Genomic DNA, 21,629 nt, shown 5'->3' on the forward strand with positions numbered 1-21,629 from the left:
TGTCGCTCCACGGGACTTTTTTTATACTAGTTTTAGTAACATCGCAATTCCTTGTCCACCGCCAATACAAAGGCTCGCTATTCCGTACTTTTCTTGACGTTGTTTCATTTCATAACTTAAAGTGAGCAGCAGCCTTGCGCCACTCGCACCTACAGGGTGGCCTAGCGCAATCGCTCCTCCGTTTACATTCGTTTTTTCGCGGTCTAATTTTAGTTCTTTTTCTACAGCTAAGTATTGAGAACTAAACGCTTCATTAATTTCAAACAAACCTATGTCATCGATGGAAAGACCTGTTTTTTGAAGTAGTTTCTGAATAGCAGGTACTGGACCGATCCCCATCACCGATGGATCGACCCCTGTTACTGACCACGAGACGATCTCAACGAGAGGTTTTAAACTTTTTTCTTTAACCGACTTTTCATGAGCAAGAATGAGTGACACAGCGCCATCGTTAATTGAAGAAGAATTTCCAGCTGTAACCGTTCCGTCTTTTTGAAAAGATGGTCTCAACTCTCCTAGCAAAGAAACAGATGTTTCAGGTTTAATCCCTTCATCCTCAGTAAAGAGAGCTCCGTTTTTTAAAGGTACTGTAACGATCTCTTTTGTAAATCTTCCACTCTCTCTTGCTTCAGCCGCTTTTCTATGACTTAGACTTGCGAACTCATCTTGCTCTTCTCTTGAAATGGTATATTGATTAGCTAAATTTTCAGCTGTTATCCCCATGCCACAACCGATGTATTCATCACTTAACGTCTGAAGAAGCATGTCATCAAACGTGATCGGACCAAACTTTTGATTATGGAACCGGTGGTGAAAAGAAACGTGCGGCGACTGCGACATATTTTCGATGCCTCCAGAAAGCGCGATTCCTTCTTCCTGATCACGAAGGTTCTGCATGGCTGAAACAACTGCTTGCAGGCCAGAGCCACACAAGCGGTTGACGAGCATGGCAGGAACATCGGATGGCACGCCTGCTTTTAGAGCAGTATGTCTCGCTACATATGCAGCATTCTTGCTCGAATGAATAACATTGCCATAAACGACATCCGTTATATCTGCTGGAGAAATATTGGCACGTTTTATCGCCTCTATCGCAGATATCTCACCTAGAACTGTCGGACTCACACCAGTCAATGATTTTCCATATGATCCAAACGGCGTTCTCGCACCGTCTATTAAATAGATAGCCATGTGGTTGCACCTCTTTATTTAAAAGATTAAGAACCTTCTACTGATCATCATACTTATTCTTGTATTCAGTATAGAGCACAAAGAGCTTCCATTAATAAGCGTTTAACTTAACATCCTCTGCGACAGACAGTTTGGCCTCGGTTGAATTCACTACATCCTCAACGGAATATCCTTCTGCTACTTCTCTTAAGACGAGACCTTTTTCAGAAACGTCCATGACAGCTCGATCGGTAATGATTCGTTCTACCACTCCTTTACCTGTTAAGGGAAGCTGACATTGTTTTAAGATCTTACTTTCACCTGCTTTGTTTACATGTTCCATGATGACGATGATCTTCTTTGCCCCGTGCACAAGGTCCATCGCCCCGCCCATTCCTTTTATCATCTTTCCTGGAATCATCCAGTTTGCTAGATCACCGTTCTCTGACACTTCCATTCCGCCTAGGATCGCGATATCGATATGACCGCCGCGAATCATGGCAAACGACTCAGAACTGTCAAAATAAGAAGAACCTTTGATTGCTGTTACGGTCTCTTTCCCTGCATTGATCAGATCGGGATCAACTTCACTTTCAAGCGGGTAAGGTCCGATTCCTAAAAGTCCGTTCTCTGACTGTAGAACGACCTCTTTATTATCGGAAATAAAATTGGCAACCATCGTTGGCATTCCGATCCCTAAATTTACATAGAATCCTGATTCGATCTCTTTTTCGGCTCTTTTTGCAATTCTTTCTCTTATATTCATAATGGTCTCCCTCCTCTTACCCTTTTTTTACAGTTAATCGTTCAATACGTTTTTCTTGAGTTCCAACAATCAGCTTTTGAACATATACACCTGGTGTATGTATGTAATCAGGGTGCAGATCACCGATCTCAACAATCTCTTCTACTTCAGCAATCGTCACCTTTCCAGCTGCTGCTATCATCGGATTAAAGTTACGAGCCGTTTTGTTATAGATCAGGTTTCCTGCTTTGTCTCCTTTTGCTGCGCGAATTAAACTAAAGTCAGCTACGATTCCTTCTTCAAGCAGATATTCCTTACCGTTAAACGTACGTGTTTCTTTTCCTTCTGAGATCGGTGTTCCTACTCCTGCTGGAGTATAGAACGCAGGAATGCCTGCACCGCCTGCTCTAATCCTTTCCGCAAGTGTACCTTGTGGGATTAAATCTACTTCAATCTCACCTGATAATACTTGTCTTTCAAACTCTTTGTTTTCACCAACGTAAGATCCGACCATCTTTTTGATCTGTTTATTTTTTAATAGAAGGCCAAGACCCCAGTCGTCCACTCCACAGTTGTTTGAGATGACGGTAAGATCTTTCGTTCCTTTTTCGACTAGTGCTAAGATTAAGTTCTCAGGAATTCCAACAAGACCGAACCCTCCTACTAAAAGAGTAGATCCATCTTTTATATCTGCTACAGCTTCAAGTGCTGAGTTCAATATTGGTTTCATTTTTCTCTCTCCTTTTTACGATCATTGTCCTTAAACAGTCATTTACTCTTCTTCGTTTTCAAAAACCGACGCTACCCCTTGGCCACCACCAATACAGAGCGTTGCAAGACCTCGTTTTGCATTTCTGCGTTTCATCTCATGAAGCAATGTTACGACGATTCTTGCGCCGCTTGCTCCGATCGGATGCCCAAGTGCGATCGCTCCACCGTTTACGTTCAGTTTTTCTTTGTCAAACTCAAGATCCTTGCCAACCGCTAGAGATTGACTTGCAAATGCTTCATTTGCTTCAACTAAATCAAAGTCTTTCATGCTCAACTCTGTCTTCTTCAATACTTTTTTAACGGCTTCTACTGGTCCGATTCCCATCACTTCTGGTGCAACACCTGCGCTCGCGTTCCCTTTTACGACGGCAAGCGGTTTAAGGCCTAATTCTTCTGCTTTCTTTCGGCTCATCACAACGAGTGCTGCTGCACCGTCATTGATGCCTGACGCATTACCAGCCGTAACCATGCCGTCTTTCTTGAAAGCTGGGCGTAGTTTCCCTAACTTTTCAGCCGTTGAACTTGGCTTTGGATATTCATCTGTATCAACAATAATCGGATCACCTTTACGTTGAGGAATCTCTACCGGCGTGATCTCGTCATTAAATTTTCCTTGTTCTTGTGCTTGTGCACATTTTCTTTGACTTTCTGCTGCGAACTCGTCTAGCTCTTCACGGGATAATGAATGAGTCTCACATAAGTTTTCCGCAGTGATTCCCATATGATAATCACCAAATGCACACCATAATCCGTCTTGAATCATGGAATCTACCATAGGAGCGTTACCCATTCGAAGACCATCTCTCGCGCCGTTTAAAAGATAAGGAGCTTGGCTCATGTTTTCCATTCCGCCGCAAACGATAATATCTGCTTCGTTCAGCCAGATCGCTTGGCACGCTAGATGAATAGCCTTAAGACCTGATCCGCATACTTTATTGATCGTCATGCTAGAAACTTCATTCGGCAACCCAGCTTTTATAGCTGCTTGTCGGGCTGGGTTCTGTCCTAGTCCGGCTTGCAGAACATTTCCCATGATTACTTCATCTACTGAATCATTCGGGACACCGGCTTTTTTTAATGCATCTGTAATCGCGATTGCTCCTAAATCTGTTGCCGCAACCGTTTTGAAGCTCCCCATAAAGCTTCCGATCGGTGTTCTGACAGCGCTTACAACTACAGCATCTCTCTCCCTTGAAACCATTACTAGTCTCCTCCTTGTCGATCTCTTTTAAATTTCTGAAAATTCCTTTTTATCATACCATAACAATTTAAATGTGTTGCAACTGACGATTTTTTTTAGTTAAAATAACAATAGGAAAACGTTTTCAAGAAAGGGGTTTACATTAGTGGACTTACCTGAACGAGTTACGCTTATAGAAGTTGGACCGCGAGATGGCCTTCAAAATGAGAAGAATTTAATACCTGCAAAGAATAAGATAGAATTTATTTCTCTATTAAAAAATGCAGGCTTTCAAGAGATGGAACTCACCTCGTTCGTGTCACCGAAATGGGTTCCTCAAATGCAAGATGCATCTGTTATTATCGATAGATGCCTGGACGATTTAAGAAACTTTGTACTCGCACCAAACCAAAAAGGAATTGACTTAGCTGTTGAATCTGGAGTGAAGCATATTGCTGTATTCGTAGGAGTCAGCGATACGTTCAATAAGAAGAATATAAACAAATCAACAGAAGAGAGCATGAATGAACTACGACCTCTGATACAAGATTTAAAACGCAGAGGATTTTTCGTGAGGGCTTGTATCTCTACTAGTTTTTATTGTCCATTTGAAGGAAAAATCGATGAACAAGACGTTTTAAAAATTTGCCTAGATTTTGAAGAGATGGGTGTAGATGAACTGAGTGTGGCAGACACAATCGGTATGGCTAATCCATCAGAGTGCTTTGAACTATTTTCACTTTTAAAGCATCATCTGCGTGGAACAACACTTTTAACCGCTCATTTTCATGATACGAGAGGAATGGCTCTTGCTAACATTTTTGCCAGCCTTCAAGCCGGCATCGATCGTTTCGATACATCTGCTGGAGGGCTTGGTGGTTGTCCGTTCGCACCTGGAGCTTCTGGTAACGTAGCATCTGAAGATGTTGTACACATGCTTTCTCAAATGGGAATTTCAACAGGTATTCATCTCGATAAACTGCTTGAAGCAGCAGCGTACATATCTCCTCTTCTTTCAAAACCTGTTTCAAGCAAGCAGTTTCAACTTTTAAAAAATGTTCCTCAGCCTTAACAAACAAAACACGGGCATTTTATAAGCCCGTGTTTTGTTTCGTTCTATCATAGTATTTCATTGAAGGATTCAGCATCTCACCAGGGCTTTTTAATGAGAAGTGGTTGCCTGCTGGTGCATCAATCGTCATCTTTTCAGCAAAGAATACAGCAGTATTGTATTCCATGAATAGATCTGGACCATTCGTCTCAATTTTGGTATCGTTCTCCTCTGTTTGCTCGACGAGAACAAGGGCAGCTACACCGCTCACAACGCAGCCACAGCCTTCTGTATCATGTTTGAGTTTCAGGTACCCTTCTTTTCCCTGTACCTTCTTTTCCAATCGAGTTAATGCTGCATCTGTAAATACAATTTCCATACTGTTTTATGACTCACCTTTCTTCTTTAGAACTTTAATCGCCCAGTTACACCATGATAACCAGCTTTCCATATATCGAATGCCATATTCACTTGTTAAAAATTCGCCAAGTTCGTTTTTTCCATACGTTCCTTTTGGAAAGTGCTCTTCTTGCCATTTTTTCGTCATCATCAGTCCCATCTGATGGTGTTCTTTACTCTTTTCTAAAAAAGCAATCGCTTTGTCTGTCGGGATAAAATGAAACATGGATACCCTTAATAACAAATCATCTTTCAGCTTTGGTGCATTTACAGGTTTATTCAGCATCCATTCAAGCAGCTGTTCAAAACCTTTGTCCGTGATCGCATATATCTTCTTATCAGGGTAATCACTCTGCTGTACAGTCTTTGATTGTGTGAGTCCTTCTTCTTCCATCTTTAAGAGTTCTCTATAGATCTGCGTGTGATGGGCTGTCCAAAAATGAATAACTGTTTCTTTAAATTGCTGTGTTAGCTCGTAACCTGTTGCTTCATTTTTCGCCAATAAACCTAACAGCGCATACCTTAACGCCATTTGATACCCTTCTTTCTTTCTGTTCTGCTTTGCATTGTAACACATTTTTCACAAATATTTTATTCTTAATACTTGATATAAATCTTATACAGCTATTATATTATATATAAACATATGTGAAAATACACATATGAAAAATAAAAACATACGTAGGAGAGGAAACAATGAACTGGTTAACACGATTTAGCTTAAAAAATCCAGTAGCAATATTCATCTTTTCATTTTTACTCATTGTTGGTGGAGTCTTCTCATTCACGAACTTGAAAGTGGATTTGCTGCCAAACGTTGAGTTTCCACAGCTGACCGTTCAAACCGTTTATCCAGGAGCATCTCCTGAAGATGTGAACGAACAAGTAACGGACAAACTTGAAACACAATTGAAGCAAGTTGAGGATGTAAAAACCGTTAAGAGTTCTTCGAACGAAAGCGTATCTATCATTAGTATGGATTTTCCTTTCACCGCAAATATGGATGAGGTAGAAGATCAAGTCAAATCCATCATTTCAGAAACGGATCTTCCTGAAGATGTGGAACCAGAGGTAAGCCGTTTCTCATTTGGAACGATTCCTATCTACAATATTTCTCTATTCCCTGAAAAAGAAGGAGAAAACATCCAAGCATTCGTGAATGACGAATTAGTTCCAGAACTTAAAAAGATCCAAGGTGTGAACAACGTATCTGTAGGTGGTGTTAAAGAAACATTCGTCTCGATCACACTTGATAAAGAAAAAGCAAAAGAAGCTGGTATCACCTTAAATGCTGTTAAAGAAGCAATCACCAGCCGTGACCTCTCCTTCCCTGCTGGAACCGTAACCGATGACTCGATTACAGTCCCAGTTCGTGTTGAAGAAGTGGTCGATACGGTTGCTGAGCTTAAGGAAATTACCATTTCTCAAAGTCAAGGCGCACCTGCACAGTCTCCTGGGGGACCTGGTGGAGGAGCTCCTGGCGAAGCAGCTCAACCAGGAGCTGGAGGCGGAGCTCCAGGCGGTCAAAACGCACCTGGTGGAGCACAAGCACCTCAAGCACCAGCAAGCTTAAAGCTTGGTGATCTTGCTGAAGTTAAAGAAACAGATGATGTTAGTGAGATTACAAGATATAACCAAAAAGCTTCACTCTCTATGGCCGTAACAAAGAAACAAGATGCAAATACGGTTGAAGTTGCTGATAAAGTTCTAGAAGTGCTGAACAAAAATAAATACGATGATAAGTTAAACTATGCGATTGGTTTCGGCCAGGCAGAAGGTATTAAAGACTCTGTAAACACGCTGGTTAAAGAAGGATTATTCGGAGCATTATTCGCTTCTCTAGCCGTACTGATATTCCTTAGAAACCTTAGAGCAACCATCATTGCCATCATCTCAATCCCGCTTTCACTTCTCGTTTCTGCCATCTTCTTAGACCGTCTTGATATTACATTAAACATCATGACACTCGGCGGAATGGCAGTAGCAGTCGGACGCGTTGTAGATGATAGTATCGTGGTTATCGAGAATATCTTTAGAAGAATCCGTAAAACAGATGGTGACTACGACCGTGATGAGTTGATCATTGATTCTACACGCGAAATTTTAAAAGCGATCGTATCTTCTACGATCACAACCGTCGTTGTATTCTTGCCACTTGGTCTAGTCGGCGGTATCACAGGTGAGTTCTTCTTACCGTTTGCATTAACGGTTGTATTCGCATTATTAGCTTCACTGATCGTTGCTGTTACGATCGTACCTATCCTAGCAAAATATGCATTTAAAACCGTAAAACCAGAAAAGAACGATGGTCCTTTGCAGCGTGGTTATGAAAAACTGATCAAAGCATCATTGAATCATAAAATTCTAGTTCTTTTCACTTCATTCATTCTTTTAGGCGGATCTTTCTTCCTTGCAACGAAACTTGGAATGGTCTTCCTACCGAATGAAGAGCAAAAAACATTAACGATTAACGTTGAATTACCTGCAAGTACAAACGTAACAAAGACGAACGAAGTGTCTTTAGAAGTTGAAGAGTACCTCTCTAAGCGCGGTACGATTGAAGATGTAACAGCTGGTATCGGATCTCGTGATTTCCAAACCGGTCTTAAGCGTCAAAATGTTGCTAACTATTTTGTTAACCTCAAAAAAGAAGCAAACATTGACACAGAACTAAAAGAGCTAGAAAAAGGTATTAAAGAGATCACAGACGAAAAAGCAGAAGGAACCGTAATCAGCTTGCAGGAAGTTTCAAGCGGTGGACCTCCAGCGAATAACGAAGTCAATATTGACCTGTATTCAAACAACTTAGAAGATCTACAAAAAGCTGCAAGTGAAGTTGAAGAGTACATGAAGACGATTGATTCGATCAAGTATGTATCCAACAACTTTAAAGATACACAAAAACAATGGGCAGTTGACATTGATACAGAAAAAGCAGCTGAAAAAGGCGTATCAGGATTCGCTATTCTAGGGGCTGTCTCAGATGTAACGAAACCTGTTGAAGTAGGAGAACTTACATTAGACGGCGATCAAAAGAATGTGAAAGTCGAATATGACGAATCTGTTAAATCCCTTGATGAGATTAAGGATCTGACTGTATTCGGTTCATCTGGACCAGTTAAGATCTCAGACGTTGCTGAGGTAACAGAGAAAGACACAGTAACTGGCATCCAAAAGCTTGATGGTAAGATCTATGCACAAGTCTCTGCACAAGTAAAAGGAGACAATGTTCAAAAAGTGACACAAGACGTTATTAAAGGCGTTGAAGATAATGTAGACCTTCCTTCTTCTGTATCAACAGAAGGTGGTGGAGGAAGCGAAGAAACGATGGATACGTTTAAAGATCTTGGACTTGCGATGCTAGTTGCGATCGGTCTCGTTTACTTAACGATGTTGATCACGTTTGGTCGAGCACGTATTCCGTTCATCATCCTCTCTTCCCTCATATTCGTTCCTGTTGGAGCAATTGGAGGATTATACTTGATCAACGAACCATTGTCTGTAAGTGCGATGATCGGAATACTCATGTTGATTGGTATCGTTACGACGAATGCGATCGTATTGGTAGACCGCATCGGACAGAACCGTGAGATTAAAGGTATGCCGGTTCGTGAAGCGTTATTAGAAGCTGGTAAAACCCGTTTACGTCCGATATTAATGACAGCATTTGCAACAATTGCAGCATTGATTCCGCTTGCATTAACAACATCTTCAGGAACGCTGATTTCTAAAGGATTGGCGATTGTTGTAATCGGTGGTCTAACGACTTCTACACTATTAACGTTGATCATCGTACCTGTTCTATACGAATTATTCTTCAGAAGACAGGCGAAGCGTGAAAAAGCAAAATTAAATGCATAAATAAAAGAGTACAGCTCGGTTTTTACTGCCGGCTGTACTCTTTTTTTATCTAACCCTTTCTGTCAGTAATGTTATTATCTCCATAGCCTCCATACCTCACATTAGAGTATGCCGAATATCGTTTAAATAAGTACCCTTCTTTATTCTAAAGCACTAAATATCTCTCATCACTTTGCACATCGGGACTAAAGACCTTGTTTCGGTCTCTCTACTTATGGGAAATATATCAGCAATCATTTCATTGAGGAGGCTTACGACTATGAGACAAATCTGCTCTCAAAAAGTGAAAGTTACCGCTAAGTATACAGTGAGTAAAGCCATTGAAATTATGCATTCTGCCAAGAGACTTAACAGCCAGCTTTTTTTAAGTAAAGACGGTATTACTATTCACGCCTCTGGATTATCACAGCTCGTATCATTTTTTTTAACGCTAAAAGAAGGAGATTCTTTTCTTTATATTGTTGAAGGTGCTGATGCTGAGTCAGCCATGAGTCTGATCTTACCTCAAGAACAACTACTTTCTTAATTCCTACAACCCTATCTTTGCTTTCATCTTCTTCTTAAAGAGCATAGGTAGAGCGACAAGGACAAATAAAAGGGTAGTTCCAATCCAAACGACTTTTTTGCTTCCCGACGTCATCGACGTACCTAAATACGTGTAAGCAATTGTTCCAGGAATGATTCCAATTGCTGTAGCGATCGCATAGTCTTTAAACTTTACATTTGTTAATGACGTTAAATAACTTACCAAATCATAATTTAATACCGGAAGCAGCCTTAACAATAGAACGAAACGAATGCCTTCTCTCTCAATCTTGTTGCGTACTTTCTCGTAGTTTTCGTTTTTCCATTGTTTATTTTTCTTAAAACGGCCAAGGCGGTTGATCGCGAAATATGTTAGGAGTCCTCCTCCTAACGATCCGAGATATGTATACAGACATCCCCAATAAAAACCAAACGATAAGCCGCTTGTAATGGCAAATATGGAAGATGGAAATAACACAAATGGCCTCAATGTATAAAGGACAACAAAGATAAAAGGTGCGATCCATCCCCACTGTACAATCCAATTTCTAAATTCTTCAGGACTAAATCCCTTATAATTTTTTTGCAGCCAGAGAACTAAAGTGATTAAGCCAGCAATTATTAACGCAAGATATAGCCACTTTTTTGTAGGTTTCATGTTTCCTCCATGTGAAAATTTCATTTAGTAAGCATTTTTCCTTCTTATGCACATATCCATACATAGTGTGATTGGCAAAGGAGGTTATTGATCATGATTGTAAAAGCTACTCGACCTATTTATGCAGAGCGCGCTGCTAAACTTGTTGAACTAACAGGCAGTTTTAAAGAATCCATCTATTTGCAAAAAGGGGATCGGACAGCTGACGGAAAAAGCTTTCTCGGTATCATCGCATTGTCTATCTATCCAGATGACTACATCGAAATTATCTGCGATCCGCCTAATACGGAATTAAAAGAAAAAATACTCTCGTCTGGACTTTTCGCAAGCTGTAAATCTTAATCTTATTGCTCTTATTATTATCTTATTACACCGAACTCCTATTTGGCTAATTCTTCCTGACTTATAACTTGTAAAATGCCAACTGAGTTAGGCTACTAATATCAACTATAGTGGGGTGACGTGATCTTTGCACTGCGCCTGGATGCATTCTTTTTCGCGGCCACACGAGTATGATGAATATGTAATAAAAATAAGGGCTTCGCATGAAAATCAATCCCATGCGAAGCCTTATTTTTCCTGTTTAAGAAGAAACACTCTGAATCTCACGGTTTATTATAATTCGTTCAGCGCTGCATTAAGAGAGTTAATTCTTGTTTGAAGCGGTATTTTTGCTTCATTTAGCATTTTTTTGTAAATATCCAATATCATAGTACTGTACGTTGTGCCTGGAATGGCCCATTTGCCGTTCAGCTGTGCCCATGTCACGGCACTGCCTCTCTGAACATATTGAAACCTCGGATCAACCATAGGATATTGTGAAGGCAGAGGCTGTGTAGAGCTATATGCAAACAAGTGCTGAATGTGAGCTAAAACGCCTTCTTGAGGAGTCTTAAACACGGCTGATTCGTTCTTACCTGTCGCACCGATTCCTGCATAATTATTCTGTGAAGCTTTAACGTTTCCTTCAAAGCGGAAGTACCCTGTTTCTTGAATGGCCTGAGCGAATGCTACATCTCCTCTGACCCCGTATACTTGTCCGATCTGAACGTAAAGAGCAGCAACAGATGGCGCATTCGGATTGACCTTCTTAACAAATCGATCCATCTCTTCTGCAGATAGCAACGATGAGCCTTGTATCGTTAGTCCCTTTGGAGGCGCTGGTTTTGGCGGTTCTGGATTTGGCTTTGGTGTTTCTGGACTTGGCTTTGGCGGTTCTTGGACTGGAGGCGGCTGATTTGTATTCTTCTCTACTACATAAGCATCCCCGACACCTGCTGAACGTATCTTTTTAGCAAAATTCTCTGCGTATTCTCTATTCTGAAAAGCTCCGGCTTGAACTCTGTAATAGGTTTTGTTTCCGCTAGTTATTTCGTCAATAAAAGCTGTAACATTTTGTTTAGCTAAAAGTGAAACACGAGCAACCGCATTCTCTTTTTGTTCAAACGCACCTGCGATCACATTGAAGATTTGTGTCTGTGTAATCTTTGCCTGTTTTTTTGGAAGAGAAAGACTTTGTGCGATTCCTTGTGCAATGGCTATAGACAATTCGTTTTGAAAATCTTCTCTTTTTAAAAGTGCCACGTTTTTCTCATTATCCATGAAAAGTACTTCTAGTAAGACAGCAGACTTTTTCGTTTCACGAAGCACGTGAAAGTCAGCCTGTTTTTGTCCTCTGTCTCGCACACCGTACTTACTCATAACAGCGGTGACTGATGCATGTAAAATATTTTGTATTCTTTTCGTTTCGGCGTCTGCACGCTGGTGCACATAGCTTTCAAAGCCTTCTCCTCCACCGGTGTTCTGGTGGATGGACACAAACAGCTCTGCATTCTTGCTGTTTGCTAAATTCGTTCTTTCCTCTAATGATACAGTTGTATCAACTGTTCGAGTCATGATGACCGTCACTTCATAGTTGTTTTGAAGATTCGTTTGTATCTTTTTGGCGATTGCCAGATTATATATTTTTTCAAAATACTCTTTGTTTACCGCTCCTGGATCATTACCTCCATGGCCCGGGTCAATAATTATGACTTTCAAATTGTCACCTTCTTTTTTTTCCGATAGAAGCGCTTTTTGAAATGAAAATGGCGCTTACTTCTATTAAAAAGGATTTGGCGGTATACTAAAAGAGCCATATGACTATTTTTATAAAATTGGATATTTGACTAAGGTGGGTAACAGAATGGAAGCTGCTTTATTTGGAAGTGTTTTATCTGCATTAGCAACCGGTTTTGGTGCACTGCCTGTTCTCTTCTGGTCTCAGGTAACACACCGGTTCCGCGACATATTGCTTGCTCTTACCGCAGGTATCATGGTCGCTGCTTCAACGTTCAGCTTGATTCCTCAAGCTCTTGAACTATCAAACTTAACTGTACTTACAATCGGTATCACACTTGGTACCCTAACTCTCTTACTTTTAGAAAGGTTCGTTCCGCACGTTGATCTTGATCATTCTAAGATTTTTAAGGGCATCGATGCTAAAGCGTTCCTTGTCATTGCTGCGATCACCTTGCACAATTTGCCTGAAGGTCTTTCTGTTGGGGTCAGTTATGCTAGTGAAAATACCGGGCTCGGCGGTTTGATCGCATTTGCGATCGGACTTCAAAACGCACCAGAAGGTCTGTTAGTAGCCCTTTTTCTCATTCATCAAAATATGAACCGATTTAAGGCTTTCCTTATCGCAACATTAACAGGTGCTGTTGAAATCGTTACGGCTTTGCTTGGGTATGTGCTCACCTCTTATGTAGAGAATCTTGTCCCTTACGGCCTTTCCTTTGCAGCTGGTGCCATGCTCTTTATCGTCTATAAAGAACTCATTCCTGAAAGCCATGGTGATGGTCACGCTCGATCTGCTACATTATCATTTATTGCTGGTCTCTTAATCATGATTTACTTAACTCAAATCTTTGGATAATAATAAACAGCAAAAACTATCTTTAGCGTTAGTTTTTGCTGTTTTTTTTACGCCTATATTTTTTATGTGTCTATGCGTATTCAACATCCATAATGTCAGTCACTTTTAAGATATGCATCCTTTTTTCTTCATTCAGCACCCTTAACTCTTTTTTGTATTCGTCTATATAATGCACATGGCCTATAAGCACGAGCGCCCTGCCTTTTTCAAAATACGTAAACTTCAGCGCTTGGTTCTCTTCCATCGCAACACAGATTGTCTCATTGAATTCTTCGTACTTTTGTTCATCTAATTCTGGCTTTCTTCCATAGTCCAGACCGTCTTGATGCTCTCTTAACATTTTTACATGCTCCGGCAGCATCATTGCCGTCCACTTAATCGTTCCTCTGTCACGAATCACCGTTCTTCCGCCCCCTTATGCCTTATGTCCGCCTAAAAGTCGGCTTCTGTATAATGCTGTTCCTCCTTTTGTATAAGAAACAGCCCGCAGAAGAGAGTTGGAGCCGTATTTTTGCCGAATATCATCCATAACATAGCCGATCTTTCTTTTCTTTGGATGATCTAAAGAAAACAAAGTAAGCTGTGTTTCTGTATCTTCACAGACATTAGAAAGGGCGATTGAAATCTTACGCACCGTCTCTCCCCGATAAAAGGTTTGAAGAAGCTCTAGACACACTTCATACAGCTCCATCGTGATATTAGATGGCTGATCGATTGATTTAGAACGATGAAAGCCGCCACCACCTTCATCTTTGCTGTACCCTAGCCCAAAACTGATCGTCCTTCCTGCTTTTCTTGCCCTTCTCGCACGCCTTGCCACCTCTTCACACATCTCCAAAATGACATGTTTGATCTCCGTTATATCCGTATAGTCACGAAGTAAAATCTGGCTTTTTCCGTAGCTGACCTGACCTTGCATGATGGGCGCACCAATTTCAGACAGATCGATGCCCCATGCATGGTGATACAGCTGATTTCCCATGATCCCGAATTTTTTCTCTAAAAGTTCAAGAGGATAATGCGCGAGGTCACCGACTGTTACAATACCCATCCTGTTTAAAGTCCGCTCTACTCTTGATCCGATTCCCCACATCTGGCTTAGTGGAGATAGATGCCATAATTTCTTCTCTACATCTTCATACCCCCACTGCGCCACTCCTTTTTTCTTCGCTTCAAGATCGAGACAAAGCTTTGACATGAGCATGTTCGGGCCGATTCCGATCGCACACGGCAATCCAAACTCTCGCCAGATGTCACGGCGGATCCTCTCAGCAAGTTCTTGTGCACTTCCCCATAACCTTTCTGTTCCATCAGCTTGAAGAAAACTTTCATCCACGCTATATGTGTGGATCGACTCTGGCGGAACATAGCGGTGCAGCATCTTCGTAATCTCCATCGATCTTTCTAGGAAATAAGCCATCTGCGCGTTTACAACGATAATGTTTTTATTCTTTGGAATCTCAAACAGCCGGTTGCCTGTGCGAATACCAAAATCAGCCTTCAGTCTCGGTGATGCTGCAAGCACCACGCTTCCCTGTCTCTCCGTATCCCCTACTACTGCCAAATGACATGTCAGCGGATTTAACCCTAAGCGAACAGCAGCACAGCTTGCATAAAAACTTTTCATATCCATACATAAGATCGTGCGCTTAGGCATTTCATCATAGTTCATTCGACACACCCCTTTCATCACTATACGAACATCTGTTCTTTATATGTATACCCATTTTAACCGAATATATGTTCTTATAACAATGGTAATTTTTTCAGCAAATTTTGCAGATTGACGTTTTTGAGCCAAAAGTCTAGGATTTATAAGGAAAGATAGGTGAAGAAATGAACCGTTTATTGATAAGAAAAATGATCCAACAATCGCTGAAGGATTATTTATGGGAAGAAGAAAATTGTATATTGTCGGAGAAAGAATGGAGAAATCTCGAAGAAGAAGTCTTGCGTCAGATGCATGAGGAAGATCAAAATGAGGCTGTTTACAGCATCATTCAGGACGTTGTGTATGCTTATTTTACAAATAAATAAGCAGGTTCCGCCTTTTGAAAAGGAAACCTGCTTATTTTTGATGTTGGTGTGAGAGGTTTAGACTGTGATCGATGAGATTTTAAGCGGCAATCCATAAGTTTCGGGCTGTAATCCACGAGTTTCGGACTTTAATCCACGAGTTTCGAGCTCCAATCCACGAGTTTCATCATCAGCTCTAAAAGTCTTCCAAAACTTTAGTTTACATAATAAAATTATTGTAACTTACTTTTGTCTAAACGATTTTCCACCTAGTGTTTCAATCAATTTTGGCATGACTTGATACATAGTACTTCCTACGTTCATCCACCATGGAAGATTGATCTCACGAACGGGACGCTCCATCGCTTTAACGATTTTTTCGGAAACATGCGAAGGCTGAAGCATCAGTTTTTGAACGTTTTTAACGTAATTGCCAGACTGATCAGCAAGTGTAAAGAAGTTTGTAGCGATCGGTCCAGGGTTGATGGTTGTCACGTCTACCCCTTTATGTGCGACTTCCAAACGCAGCCCGTTTGAGAATCCTAACACAGCATGTTTCGTTGCTGCGTATACGCTGGATTTTGGTGTTGAAATCTTACCTGCCTGAGACGCAATATTCACGATATGGCCGCTTCCTCTTTGAAGCATGTGAGGCAGAACAGCTCTCGTACACGCCATAAGCCCAAGAACGTTCGTTGAAAACATTCCTTCGATATTTTTCCATGGCGAATCTACAAACTCTTCAAAAATACCATAGCCCGCATTGTTCACTAAAATATGTATGTTTTCATGTTCACTAAGGATCGTTGAGAAAACCTCCTCAACGCTTTCTGTGTTTGAAACATCTAAAATATAATAAGGCGCTTTTATATTCGTAGCTTTTAAGATGGCTTCCTGTACAATTTTTAGCTGATCTTCTCTTCTTGCAGTTAGGATGGGAGTTGCTCCTTTTTTAGCAACATCCATAGCAAGGTGAGCGCCGAGTCCCCCTGATGCTCCTGTTATCACCACGACTTTATTTCTTAATGTACTCATCTTGTAACTCCTGTTCTGAGATAATGTAATATCTTGTTCTCTTCCTCTACTCGTACTCTTTCTTCTGCTTGAAGCAGATCAAGATGCCCAACAACTTCGGAAACTACTAAACCGAGCTGCTTTTCATATAGTTTTGGAAACAGACGTCGACACAGTTCAAAAACGGTTAACGGCTCATCACTCAACAGATGTTCAAGCGCTCTTGCACGCTCGGTATGATCGTGAAGGCGTTTTGTGATCAACTGTGTTGCATTCTTAAAAGGTTCCCCGTGTCCAGGGTATACCGTTTTTAAGTTCAGCGTCATTAAGTATTGCAACGTCTCTCGGTATTGGAGCAATGTTCTTGGCCGTTCAGTTTCGTTCAAAGCAGGCGGTTCTAATAGGGCATTGGACGAAATATGAGGCAGAAGCACATCCCCGCCAATTAAGATACCTTCTTCTTCATGATAGAGAGAAAGATGATCTGGGGCATGGCCAGGCGTCTTAAGAAAGATAAACCCATCGTGACCAGGCACTTCATCACCAGGTAAAGGCAATTTGTCTGGAACAAACGTGCTTGAAAACGTACGATATTTCCGCAGCTTTAACAGTTCTAACCTTCCAAGAGCATCTGGCACTCCGAAAGAATGGTAGAGATTAGTATAAAACGTTTCTCCCTGTTCAATAAAATGGCGGTCGCCACTAACATAAGGAACAGCTTCTTTAAGCATGAGGGTAGGAACACCATTGTCTTGTATCTCTTTTGACAGACCCGCATGATCAGGGTGGTAGTGTGTGCAGATATAATGATCTAGATCTTTAAAAGTGAGCCCGTGATCCTTTAGGGTAGCGATGAGCTGTTGTCTGCTTTCTTCGGTTTTTGCTCCAGAATCAACAAGCGTAACCGCATCACTTTTTAGGAGGACACAGTTTACAGGACCTACATCAAACGGTGTAGGAAGCGTAATCGGGATAATTGCTGTTTTTTGAGTCATCTTTTCCTCCAAATAAAATAACTAGTTGACATACATATAGAAATCATAGCATAATGTTTTTTAAAATATAAAAGAAATGCCAATTATGGCCAATAAATAAATGCGTTGAAAGGGATTAGTACGTAATCTCCTCCGTTTAGAGAGTGGAATCCATAGGCTGCAAGATTTCACCGTAAAGGAATTACTGAACCTGCCCTGGAGCAGTCTGGAGAAATCCGGCGCAGTTCTGCGATAAAGACATCTTGAGCGGGCAATCAATCATGCCAACAAAGGTGGTACCACGGATCACTCCCATCCGTCCTTTATATTAGGACTGGGAGTTTTTTTATACTCAAAATTTCTGGGAGGGATTACCCGTGGGAACAGAAAAAATAACGTTTATTGGTGCCGGATCGATGGCTGAGGCCATTATGGAAGGATTGATCAAAAAAGAAAAATGGCAAGCTGATTTGATTACGATAAAAAATCGAAGTAATACACAACGAGTGAATGATCTTCAAGTAAAGTATGGTGTAGTACCGGCTTCAACGATAGAAGAAGCAGTCGTTGGTGCTGACATTATCATTCTTGCCGTGAAGCCAAAAGATGCGCAAAATGCGGTAAATAACATCAAGCCGTTTGTTAAGAGTCACCAGCTGATCATTTCCGTCATGGCAGGCATATCCACTGAAACACTTACAAATTGGCTTCATCTTCATAACCCTGTCATGAGAGCGATGCCAAATACATCCGCATCGATCGGACATTCTGCAACTGCACTCTCCTCAGGAATATATGCAGAGCAATCGCATATTGAGAAATCACTTGAACTGTTTGAGACGATTGGAACGGTTACTCTTGTCCCTGAAGAAAAACTTCATATCGTTACAGGCCTCTCTGGAAGCGGTCCTGCCTATGTTTACTATATCGCTGAAGCCATGCAAAAAGCGGCTGAAGAATTAAATCTTTCTGAAGAAGAAGCAAAGACTTTAATCTCACAAACGCTTTTAGGTGCATCTCTTATGCTTAAACAAACAACAGATTCTCCAATAGAGCTTAGAAGAAAAGTCACCAGTCCTGGCGGCACGACTGAGGCAGGAATCGGTAAACTTGAGCAATATGGAGTTCAAGATGCCTTTTTAGCTTGTATCAAAAAAGCGGTGAAACGTTCAGAAGAATTAGGAAGAATGAACTGATCGTTAACGGGCTGTCTCTTGAAATGAAATATCCTTAAACACACCGTTCGGAGTTAACGTAATCGTTATGATGACTCCCTTTTCTGAAGCACCTTTCTTGATCCAAAGCTTAAATCTTTCGACAATATCTTCATTTTGAGCGGTCGTTCTTCCAACATATAAATAATCCACGATATCATAATCGGGGTAGCGTTTCCCTGTTTCGAAAACAGCGAGCCTTCCCCATTTTGCATAAGCAGGTTCTTGTATCCTTGAACTTTCTGCTGAGACTGTAATCGGAAGTGAGTTACACACTAGAAAACTGGCCATGATCCAGCAGACTAACTTGATAGAAATCTTCATCATACCAACTCCTTTTCGTTATTTTGCACCAATTCTCTAGTTTTCTCTGCAGAAATTGACGATTAGAAAAAATTGACAAGCCCTTTACTTACTCTTTATCATCTAAGTAGAAGCTAGAGCTAGATTTAGGGAGGGATTTGTGTGACCGAAGTTGAAGTTTCCCAAAGATACCTTGAATTGCGCGTTCAGTTTGAAAAGTTCACGAAACGATCTCTTACTGACAAAGAGCTTGTTTTTATCCACTGGCTGACAGAAAAAGGAGCCACTGTTGAAGAACACAACAGAGAAGAAAAAAAGAAGCGTTCTAGACGCAGAAAATAACTCACCCTTCCTCTACAAACAGGAAGGGTTTCTTTCATTCTGTCTTTTCTTATGTTGGTCTATGAAGATAGTTGAATTCCGCTTCAGATTGCTCGCTTTCCATGGGGCGTGCGGTGAGCCTCCTGCCGCTACGCGCCTTTAGGAGTCTCCACCTGACCGCTCGTCCCATAGGAGTCGGCAACCTTCCGCTCCATTCAACTTGCATAGAAAGATAAAAGAATATATTCAAAGTAATAACCCTTTAGATTAGTAAAGCTTTTAGATTCTTGTCTCCTTTGACAGTTGATTGGAGTGTAAGGTGCGTGGCTACCACATGAGGAGATACTTCCTGCAAGGCATGCGACGAGAAAACTTACTACGAAGTATCAATTGTAGACGCAGGAGCAAGGAACTTCTTAAGGCGGTCAGGTGAGACACTTAGTGGCGCGAAGCGACAAGTGGTTCGCCGGTCGCCCCGCGGAAAAGGAAGCACCTGAAACGGAACTCAATCACTTTCATAAGGAACAAAGTTTACTGTGGAGCCTTTCATTTTATCTCCGTTTTCTTTTAGCTTATACTGTCTTTAATCTTTTTCTATGAAGGGAGCTTACATTCTTGACCTATATATTTGCTCATAGAGGATCTAGTAAGGATTGTCCTGAAAATACGATGGCTGCATTCAAAAAAGCATTTAAAGATGGTGCTGATGGGATCGAACTTGATGTACAGCTATCTAAAGATGGTGTACCTGTCATCATTCATGATGAGAAGCTCGATCGTACGACGAACCGAAAAGGTTATGTTGTTGATTACACGTATGATGAACTAGCGGAACTAGATGCGGGCAGCTGGTTTTCAAAGTCGTTTAGCAAAGAATCCGTTCCTTCTCTTCAGCTATTCTTAGAATGGATAGCCCCGCTGCCTATGTTGCTTAATATCGAATTAAAAAACAATATCATCGAATATAACGGTCTTGAAGAAAAGGTACTTCAATTGTTGCATCACTATGGAATGATGGATCGTACTGTGATCTCCTCATTCAATCATTACAGTTTGGTCAAAATTAGAAAAATGAACGGTTACGTGCAGACTGCTCCCCTATACTCTTCTGGATTATTTGAACCGTGGGAGTATGTTAAAGCGGTTTGTTCACAAAGTGCGCACCCGAACTATAAATCTCTGCACCCTTACATTATGAAAGGTTTTAAAACAAATAATATTCCTGTTCGTCCATATACGGTAAACAGTCAAAAGTGGATGAAGTATTTTTTTGAGTGGGACACCGAAGCGATCATAACCGACTATCCGATTCTAGCAAGAGAACTGTTGAACAGCCTTCAACCACATTCAAAGAGCAGATTTCTTCAAAAATAGTGATCAAACGTTTTACAATGAGAAAGAAAAGGAATGTTGTTTTAAAAAGTTTGTGCTAAAAGAAAAAGGAGTTGTTTCATATTCAACCGTTATTGTTTCAACCATTGACAATCCGTGACGTAACGTTAAAAAACCGGATCGTAATGTCACCTATGTGTATGTATTCTTGTTACGAACAAGATGGAATTGTTACCCCTTGGCATATGACTCATTATACGTCCAGAGCAATGGGTCAAACCGGGCTTATCATGACAGAAGCAGCAGCCGTTAGCCCTCAAGGAAGAATAAGTGCTGAAGACTTAGGAATCTGGGATGACAGCCATGTAGAAGGTCTGTCTAAACTCGTTTCAGCCATTCAAGAAAATGGCTCAAAAGCAGCGATTCAGATCGCCCATGCAGGTCGTAAAGCTATGATAGACGGGCCGATTATTGCCCCTTCTGCTATTGCTTTTTCTGAAAAGATGAAGACTCCAGAAGAAATGTCACTTCAGCAGATCGAAGAGACAGTGAATCAATTTAGAAGTGCGGCAAAAAGAGCGAAGGCAGCAGGTTTTGATGTGATTGAGATCCACGGAGCTCACGGATATTTGATTAATGAGTTCCTTTCACCTCTGTCCAACAGAAGAAGTGATTTTTATGGAGGCAGTCAAGAAAATCGCTACCGATTTTTACAAGAGATCATTGCTGCTGTCAGACTAGAATGGGAAGGTCCGCTGTTTGTTCGTATATCAGCGAATGATTATCATCCAGAAGGAAATACACCAGAAGATTTTGTAACCTATTCGAAGTGGATGAAAGAAGACGGGGTCGATCTTATCGACTGTAGTTCAGGAGCTGTTGTACCAGCGAAGATTCCAACGTTCCCTGGTTATCAAGTTTCTTTTGCAGACAAAATTAAAAACGAAGCTGAAATTGCAACAGCAGCTGTTGGTTTGATCACAACAGGTAGGCAGGCAGAAGAAATCTTACAAAACAAACGAGCTGATCTTATTTTTATCGGTCGAGAGTTTTTGAAAGATCCGTATTGGCCTCGATCAGCAGCACAAGATCTCGGAACAGAGATCGAAAGTCCAAAACAATATGAACGTGGTTGGTAAGAATGCGATGGAAAGCTGGCTCTTTGAAGAGTCAGCTTT

At 41.1% G+C, this 21,629-nt stretch carries 23 protein-coding genes and 1 other annotated feature; of the genes, 10 read left to right on the plus strand and 13 right to left on the minus strand.

Translation table 11 applies throughout. The features are described from left to right. Positions 1 to 21 precede the first annotated feature (21 nt). From I5J82_RS09715 to I5J82_RS09730, 4 genes are all read right to left on the minus strand, one after another. Positions 22 to 1,191, minus strand: a complete 1,170-nt coding sequence (locus I5J82_RS09715; RefSeq protein ID WP_198767696.1) for a thiolase family protein — start codon at positions 1,189 to 1,191, stop codon at positions 22 to 24. A 91-nt stretch (positions 1,192 to 1,282) separates the two neighbouring features. Next, positions 1,283 to 1,936 (minus strand): CoA transferase subunit B, encoded by a 654-nt coding sequence (locus tag I5J82_RS09720; RefSeq protein ID WP_198767697.1) that lies wholly within the window; start codon positions 1,934 to 1,936, stop codon positions 1,283 to 1,285. Between the two features lie 16 nt (positions 1,937 to 1,952). Beyond that, on the minus strand, positions 1,953 to 2,645 hold the full coding sequence (locus tag I5J82_RS09725) for a CoA transferase subunit A (protein WP_198767698.1): 693 nt from the start codon (positions 2,643 to 2,645) through the stop codon (positions 1,953 to 1,955). Positions 2,646 to 2,687: 42 nt separating this feature from the next. Then, complete coding sequence (locus I5J82_RS09730; protein ID WP_198767699.1) at positions 2,688 to 3,887, minus strand: acetyl-CoA C-acetyltransferase; 1,200 nt, start codon at positions 3,885 to 3,887, stop codon at positions 2,688 to 2,690. Positions 3,888 to 4,032: 145 nt separating this feature from the next. Between I5J82_RS09730 and I5J82_RS09735 the strand changes: the two genes are divergently transcribed. Next, positions 4,033 to 4,938: a hydroxymethylglutaryl-CoA lyase gene (locus I5J82_RS09735; RefSeq protein WP_198767700.1), complete on the plus strand. Its 906-nt coding sequence runs from the start codon at positions 4,033 to 4,035 to the stop codon at positions 4,936 to 4,938. Between the two features lie 19 nt (positions 4,939 to 4,957). Here the strand turns inward: I5J82_RS09735 and I5J82_RS09740 are convergent, their stop codons facing one another. Both I5J82_RS09740 and I5J82_RS09745 read right to left on the minus strand, forming a co-directional pair. Next, positions 4,958 to 5,296, minus strand: coding sequence for an iron-sulfur cluster biosynthesis family protein (locus I5J82_RS09740; RefSeq protein WP_144699236.1), 339 nt, complete (start codon positions 5,294 to 5,296; stop codon positions 4,958 to 4,960). A 6-nt stretch (positions 5,297 to 5,302) separates the two neighbouring features. Further along, entirely contained in the window at positions 5,303 to 5,848 is a 546-nt protein-coding gene (locus I5J82_RS09745; protein WP_137788976.1) for a PadR family transcriptional regulator, read from the minus strand. 164 nt (positions 5,849 to 6,012) lie between these two features. On the opposite strand from I5J82_RS09745, the gene I5J82_RS09750 reads away from it, so the two are divergent. Beyond that, positions 6,013 to 9,177: an efflux RND transporter permease subunit gene (locus I5J82_RS09750; RefSeq protein ID WP_198767701.1), complete on the plus strand. Its 3,165-nt coding sequence runs from the start codon at positions 6,013 to 6,015 to the stop codon at positions 9,175 to 9,177. 259 nt (positions 9,178 to 9,436) lie between these two features. Further along, the gene (locus I5J82_RS09755; protein ID WP_198767702.1) at positions 9,437 to 9,703 is read left to right on the plus strand and encodes a CBS domain-containing protein; all 267 of its coding nucleotides are present in this window, start codon (positions 9,437 to 9,439) and stop codon (positions 9,701 to 9,703) included. A 3-nt stretch (positions 9,704 to 9,706) separates the two neighbouring features. Here I5J82_RS09755 and I5J82_RS09760 read toward each other — a convergent pair whose 3' ends face one another. Next, on the minus strand, positions 9,707 to 10,360 hold the full coding sequence (locus tag I5J82_RS09760) for a TVP38/TMEM64 family protein (RefSeq protein WP_198767703.1): 654 nt from the start codon (positions 10,358 to 10,360) through the stop codon (positions 9,707 to 9,709). A 93-nt stretch (positions 10,361 to 10,453) separates the two neighbouring features. On the opposite strand from I5J82_RS09760, the gene I5J82_RS09765 reads away from it, so the two are divergent. Continuing rightward, positions 10,454 to 10,702, plus strand: a complete 249-nt coding sequence (locus tag I5J82_RS09765) for an HPr family phosphocarrier protein (RefSeq protein ID WP_198767704.1) — start codon at positions 10,454 to 10,456, stop codon at positions 10,700 to 10,702. Positions 10,703 to 10,975: 273 nt separating this feature from the next. Here I5J82_RS09765 and I5J82_RS09770 read toward each other — a convergent pair whose 3' ends face one another. Next, positions 10,976 to 12,400, minus strand: coding sequence for an N-acetylmuramoyl-L-alanine amidase (locus tag I5J82_RS09770; RefSeq protein WP_198767705.1), 1,425 nt, complete (start codon positions 12,398 to 12,400; stop codon positions 10,976 to 10,978). Between the two features lie 145 nt (positions 12,401 to 12,545). Between I5J82_RS09770 and I5J82_RS09775 the strand changes: the two genes are divergently transcribed. Continuing rightward, positions 12,546 to 13,277: a ZIP family metal transporter gene (locus tag I5J82_RS09775; RefSeq protein WP_137788969.1), complete on the plus strand. Its 732-nt coding sequence runs from the start codon at positions 12,546 to 12,548 to the stop codon at positions 13,275 to 13,277. A gap of 70 nt (positions 13,278 to 13,347) precedes the next feature. On the opposite strand, the gene I5J82_RS09780 is transcribed toward I5J82_RS09775, so the two are convergent. Both I5J82_RS09780 and I5J82_RS09785 read right to left on the minus strand, forming a co-directional pair. Further along, entirely contained in the window at positions 13,348 to 13,677 is a 330-nt protein-coding gene (locus I5J82_RS09780; protein ID WP_198767706.1) for a YolD-like family protein, read from the minus strand. A 15-nt stretch (positions 13,678 to 13,692) separates the two neighbouring features. Continuing rightward, positions 13,693 to 14,949 carry a Y-family DNA polymerase gene (locus tag I5J82_RS09785; RefSeq protein ID WP_198767707.1) on the minus strand — a complete coding sequence of 419 codons (1,257 nt, stop codon included), beginning with the start codon at positions 14,947 to 14,949 and terminating at the stop codon, positions 13,693 to 13,695. Between the two features lie 164 nt (positions 14,950 to 15,113). Between I5J82_RS09785 and I5J82_RS09790 the strand changes: the two genes are divergently transcribed. Continuing rightward, positions 15,114 to 15,314, plus strand: coding sequence for a YqzH family protein (locus I5J82_RS09790; protein ID WP_198767708.1), 201 nt, complete (start codon positions 15,114 to 15,116; stop codon positions 15,312 to 15,314). Positions 15,315 to 15,536: 222 nt separating this feature from the next. Here the strand turns inward: I5J82_RS09790 and I5J82_RS09795 are convergent, their stop codons facing one another. Both I5J82_RS09795 and I5J82_RS09800 read right to left on the minus strand, forming a co-directional pair. Then, positions 15,537 to 16,328, minus strand: coding sequence for an SDR family NAD(P)-dependent oxidoreductase (locus I5J82_RS09795; protein ID WP_198767709.1), 792 nt, complete (start codon positions 16,326 to 16,328; stop codon positions 15,537 to 15,539). Then, on the minus strand, positions 16,325 to 17,302 hold the full coding sequence (locus tag I5J82_RS09800; protein WP_198767710.1) for an MBL fold metallo-hydrolase: 978 nt from the start codon (positions 17,300 to 17,302) through the stop codon (positions 16,325 to 16,327). Before I5J82_RS09800 ends, I5J82_RS09795 begins: the two co-directional genes overlap by 4 nt. 96 nt (positions 17,303 to 17,398) lie before the next feature. After that, positions 17,399 to 17,608: a binding site (T-box leader), on the plus strand. A 50-nt stretch (positions 17,609 to 17,658) separates the two neighbouring features. On the opposite strand from I5J82_RS09800, the gene proC reads away from it, so the two are divergent. After that, positions 17,659 to 18,477 (plus strand): pyrroline-5-carboxylate reductase, encoded by an 819-nt coding sequence (gene proC, locus I5J82_RS09805; protein WP_198767711.1) that lies wholly within the window; start codon positions 17,659 to 17,661, stop codon positions 18,475 to 18,477. 3 nt (positions 18,478 to 18,480) lie between these two features. On the opposite strand, the gene I5J82_RS09810 is transcribed toward proC, so the two are convergent. Next, complete coding sequence (locus I5J82_RS09810) at positions 18,481 to 18,819, minus strand: DUF3889 domain-containing protein (protein ID WP_233096450.1); 339 nt, start codon at positions 18,817 to 18,819, stop codon at positions 18,481 to 18,483. 141 nt (positions 18,820 to 18,960) lie between these two features. Here I5J82_RS09810 and I5J82_RS09815 point away from each other — a divergent pair, with 141 nt between their 5' ends. The 3 genes from I5J82_RS09815 (at position 18,961) to namA (ending at position 21,590) form a co-directional block, all read left to right on the plus strand. After that, positions 18,961 to 19,140: a hypothetical protein gene (locus I5J82_RS09815; protein WP_198767712.1), complete on the plus strand. Its 180-nt coding sequence runs from the start codon at positions 18,961 to 18,963 to the stop codon at positions 19,138 to 19,140. Between the two features lie 594 nt (positions 19,141 to 19,734). Then, positions 19,735 to 20,493: a glycerophosphodiester phosphodiesterase gene (locus tag I5J82_RS09820; protein WP_198767713.1), complete on the plus strand. Its 759-nt coding sequence runs from the start codon at positions 19,735 to 19,737 to the stop codon at positions 20,491 to 20,493. 80 nt (positions 20,494 to 20,573) lie between these two features. Beyond that, positions 20,574 to 21,590 carry an NADPH dehydrogenase NamA gene (gene namA / locus I5J82_RS09825; RefSeq protein ID WP_198768974.1) on the plus strand — a complete coding sequence of 339 codons (1,017 nt, stop codon included), beginning with the start codon at positions 20,574 to 20,576 and terminating at the stop codon, positions 21,588 to 21,590. Positions 21,591 to 21,629: the final 39 nt, after the last annotated feature.

Origin of the sequence: Fictibacillus halophilus (genome assembly GCF_016401385.1) — a bacterium.
GTDB classification, from domain to species: Bacteria; Bacillota; Bacilli; order Bacillales; family Fictibacillaceae; genus Fictibacillus; species Fictibacillus halophilus.